This is a genomic window from Desulfosarcina sp. (assembly GCF_041551955.1).
GTDB lineage: Bacteria > Desulfobacterota > Desulfobacteria > Desulfobacterales > Desulfosarcinaceae > Desulfosarcina.
This window is the reverse complement of sequence record NZ_JBFELV010000544.1, coordinates 1-3,020: the sequence shown is the minus strand read 5'-3', so window position 1 is coordinate 3,020 and position 3,020 is coordinate 1. Positions and strand designations below refer to the sequence as shown.

Annotated in this window: 5 protein-coding genes; all 5 read right to left on the bottom strand. The window is 53.4% G+C overall.

What is annotated here, in order from left to right:
* A partial coding sequence (gene rhlP, locus ABYV26_RS23850) for a rhombotarget lipoprotein (RefSeq protein WP_372683849.1) occupies positions 1-792 on the bottom strand: 792 nt, incomplete at its 3' end.
* Positions 793-882: 90 nt separating this feature from the next.
* The gene (locus ABYV26_RS23845) at positions 883-1,785 is read right to left on the bottom strand and encodes a response regulator (protein WP_372683848.1); all 903 of its coding nucleotides are present in this window, start codon (positions 1,783-1,785) and stop codon (positions 883-885) included.
* Positions 1,786-2,104: 319 nt separating this feature from the next.
* Positions 2,105-2,644 (bottom strand): YIP1 family protein, encoded by a 540-nt coding sequence (locus ABYV26_RS23840; RefSeq protein WP_372683847.1) that lies wholly within the window; start codon positions 2,642-2,644, stop codon positions 2,105-2,107.
* Positions 2,641-2,805, bottom strand: a complete 165-nt coding sequence (locus ABYV26_RS23835) for a hypothetical protein (protein ID WP_372683846.1) — start codon at positions 2,803-2,805, stop codon at positions 2,641-2,643. The genes ABYV26_RS23840 and ABYV26_RS23835 overlap by 4 nt, the downstream gene beginning before the upstream one ends.
* A gap of 27 nt (positions 2,806-2,832) precedes the next feature.
* The coding region (locus ABYV26_RS23830) for an anion permease (protein WP_372683845.1) at positions 2,833-3,020 on the bottom strand (188 nt) is incomplete at its 5' end.

Genomic DNA, 3,020 nt, shown 5'->3' with positions numbered 1-3,020 from the left:
GATTACCGTCAACAGAAGCGGCCATTGAATTCCGCCACCGCCCCCATAGCCCTCTCTGTGCGTGATTTGCACACTTTTATCCTCTTTTATCTTTTCCTTGAACCGATCCAGTTCTGCAGCCAGATTGTTTGACATGTCCATCATGGCCAATTCGAAGCCCTTCTCTCTCGCCTCTCGATTAACCTGGTCCACTTCAACCAATGTAGACGTTTGTTGTGTATCACTCACCCCGGGTGCCCGGAAAAGCATTTTTCTAGAATTGACATCGAATACAGCAGTGTCGACAAAGGTCGTCGCTTGGTTTTGATTACCCTTTATGAAATAGGCGCCAACAATGGTCCAATACAATATGGAGCTTTTGGTTTCCGAGGTAACGGCTACCTGGTCATAGGATACAAGCGCGACAATGTCCAGGCTGTATAAGCGCGCTATCTGGCCCACTCCCTCAAACCCCTTGGAGGACCGCATATATGTCTCTGGAACGATGATTATTTCCTTCACGTAATCCAGTCCGGCGAATTTCTGTTTTACCGCTTCAAGCAGTTGCGTTTTTTTGGCCTCCGGCAGCATAAAAGAGGCACCTTGTTGTGACGGGACAAACGCCAACCCTACGGTAAGGGGAAGACGGAGTTGCGGGGTGGTTTCTTCATGTTTTGGTGGAACCTGGCCATCTGGATACAGGTAATCCACGAGACTGCCTGAAACCCCTCTACGACCATCTTGACCAAAATAATTCGCACATGAGGCTAACAGCAAGGCGGTAACCGCCAAGAGGCAAGCTTTCTTTATCATATTCTTAAAAAATTCTCCTTGGCATTGATATTTACAATACCCGATGAAAGGCTTGAGCTGCGCGTGTAACGAGTCAGCGCCGAGCCACCGTTACGAACTCAGAATATTTTCCATCTCGAAGAACAAATCCTGCTCCCGGATGACGCCGACGACTTTATCAGACGATACCACCACCAGCCGCCGGGCATTTTCGGTATGCATCCGGTAAGCAGCCTCCATCAGACTGGCAGCGCCATCGATAACCGGCGGTGCGGGGGACATGACTTCATTGACCTTCAGCCGGGATTTTCTGCGTGTCTCGGCGCCGAACATCCCCTTCCAGAACATGGGCGAGTACTGGATGCTGTCTGCGGTCGACGGTTTGGATGCGGAAAGGTAGGCGGGCATGATCATTTTCAGCAGATCGGTAATCGCCACGATGCCGGCAACCGCTCCCCCCGCTTCCATGACCAAGACAGAGCGGTGTCCGGTTTCCATGATCCGGCTGGTCGATATTTTACAGGCGAATGACGATTTCAGCTCGGCGATGGCCGTGGCAACGCTCTGGTCGCCGGACAAGGTGGTGTATTCTTCTAGGGGGACCATGGCCTCATGGACGCGTTTTTCCTGCTCTTCGATGGGTATCTTGTTCTGGTGATAGGCCTCCTTGACCTTGGCGGCGAGCAATTCAATGTCGCACGGCTTGGACAGGTAGTCAAAGGCGCCTTTTCCCAGGGCCTCCTTGGCGGAAGGCAGTGCGCCATGTCCGGTAAGCATGATCACCGGCAGATCGGGTTTTCGTTTCTTTATTTCCTGCAGGGCCTCGTGGCCGTCGATACCGGGCATCTTGATGTCGAGAATGACCACATCCGGGTCATCGTTCAGCTTGCCCAGCGCCTCCTCGCCACTGCCGGCGATGATGGTATCGAATCCCTTGCGGTTCAGGATTTTTTGGGTGGTGGCCCGGAACTGGGCCTCGTCGTCGACCATCAAAACCTTTATTTTTTTCTCCATTGGTACGTCTCCTTTTGGTTCCGGAATCTTTGCTCCGGTGCAGCAATGGCTATTCAGTGGCCATCCAGAAGCGGCATCTTTCGGCCCACGCCTGCGTTCTCGCTCGATTGACATCCTCGACGTGGTGCCACTGCGCCTGCGGTCTCAATTTCGCTGCGGCCTTGGCCTGAACCAACATCTACCATTTTTGGATGGACACCATTTGGCAAAACGGCGAACCTTCTCTCATAAACGTGAATAAGCATCCCGCATAACCCACATCAGCCTACACAAGCTGATTCTACGATAACGTGGCCCCTTTTCAAAAGATCTACCGGTCTCATAGTCGTATGTCCGAAGCGAGCAGCCAATGAAATAGAAGGATCGTGACCACAATCGAAACCCCGACAATCGCCAGCGCCCGATACCACCTGAAACCGAGTCCATAGGTCATTCCGGTTGCGATCAGCCACCATTTCCAGATTTCAGTATAGACCACCAATGCCGGCACCCAGGAAACCAGCAGGGTTACGCCGGTAGAAAGGGCATAGATGCGGAACCATCCGCCGAAGCGCACCTTGCCTTTGCCGCTGACGCGGGCTGCCGCATAGCCCAACCCCGTCAGCAGGAATACCATGCCGATGGCGTTAGCCAAAAGGGTTCCTCCCATCACGAGGGAATTGGCCGGCGCCGTGTACACGAGGGCCGCGATGCTGTGAACGATGGCGCACACGGTGAGAAAGCCCGCGGCCTGAGCCATACCGGGCGATTCAGGCAAGTCCCTGAAAAATGTCCGGGGATGCCCCAGAAGACCCATTACCGTTGCCGAATAAAATCTCAGCCCAGACGGGTCTGACCGGCTTGCCATGGTGGTGATCATTGCAGAATCCCCAGTTTATAAAACAGGCCGGCCAGGAATAGAATCAGGGACAGGGCGAAATAGAATTTTCGCTCTGCATCCCGGCTGAAGTAGATTTTGCCCTTTTCAACCCGCAGGCTTGCGTTTTTTCCATGCGTTGGCTTATCTTCGATACGATCCATGATCATGTCTCCCTTGACGTGGTTGGGCTAGAAGCTCGGCAGTACACCGAATCCAAGCAGCGGCCAGTAAACGAAAGAAATAACCAGCAGCAGGATTTGAGAAAAGAACCACATGATCACGCCCACCCGCAGGAAATCTTTCGGTCCGAGGTAGCCGCTGGCGTAAACGATGGCATTGGGCGGCGTGCCGATGATCAGGCAGTAGGCGAAGGAGG

Bases quoted from the DNA above. Each gene is read 5' to 3' on its own strand.
- ABYV26_RS23845 (WP_372683848.1), bottom strand. From the start codon at position 1,785: ATGGAGAAAAAAATAAAGGTTTTGATGGTCGACGACGAGGCCCAGTTC.
- ABYV26_RS23840 (WP_372683847.1), bottom strand. From the start codon at position 2,644: ATGATCACCACCATGGCAAGCCGGTCAGACCCGTCTGGGCTGAGATTT.
- ABYV26_RS23835 (WP_372683846.1), bottom strand. From the start codon at position 2,805: ATGGATCGTATCGAAGATAAGCCAACGCATGGAAAAAACGCAAGCCTG.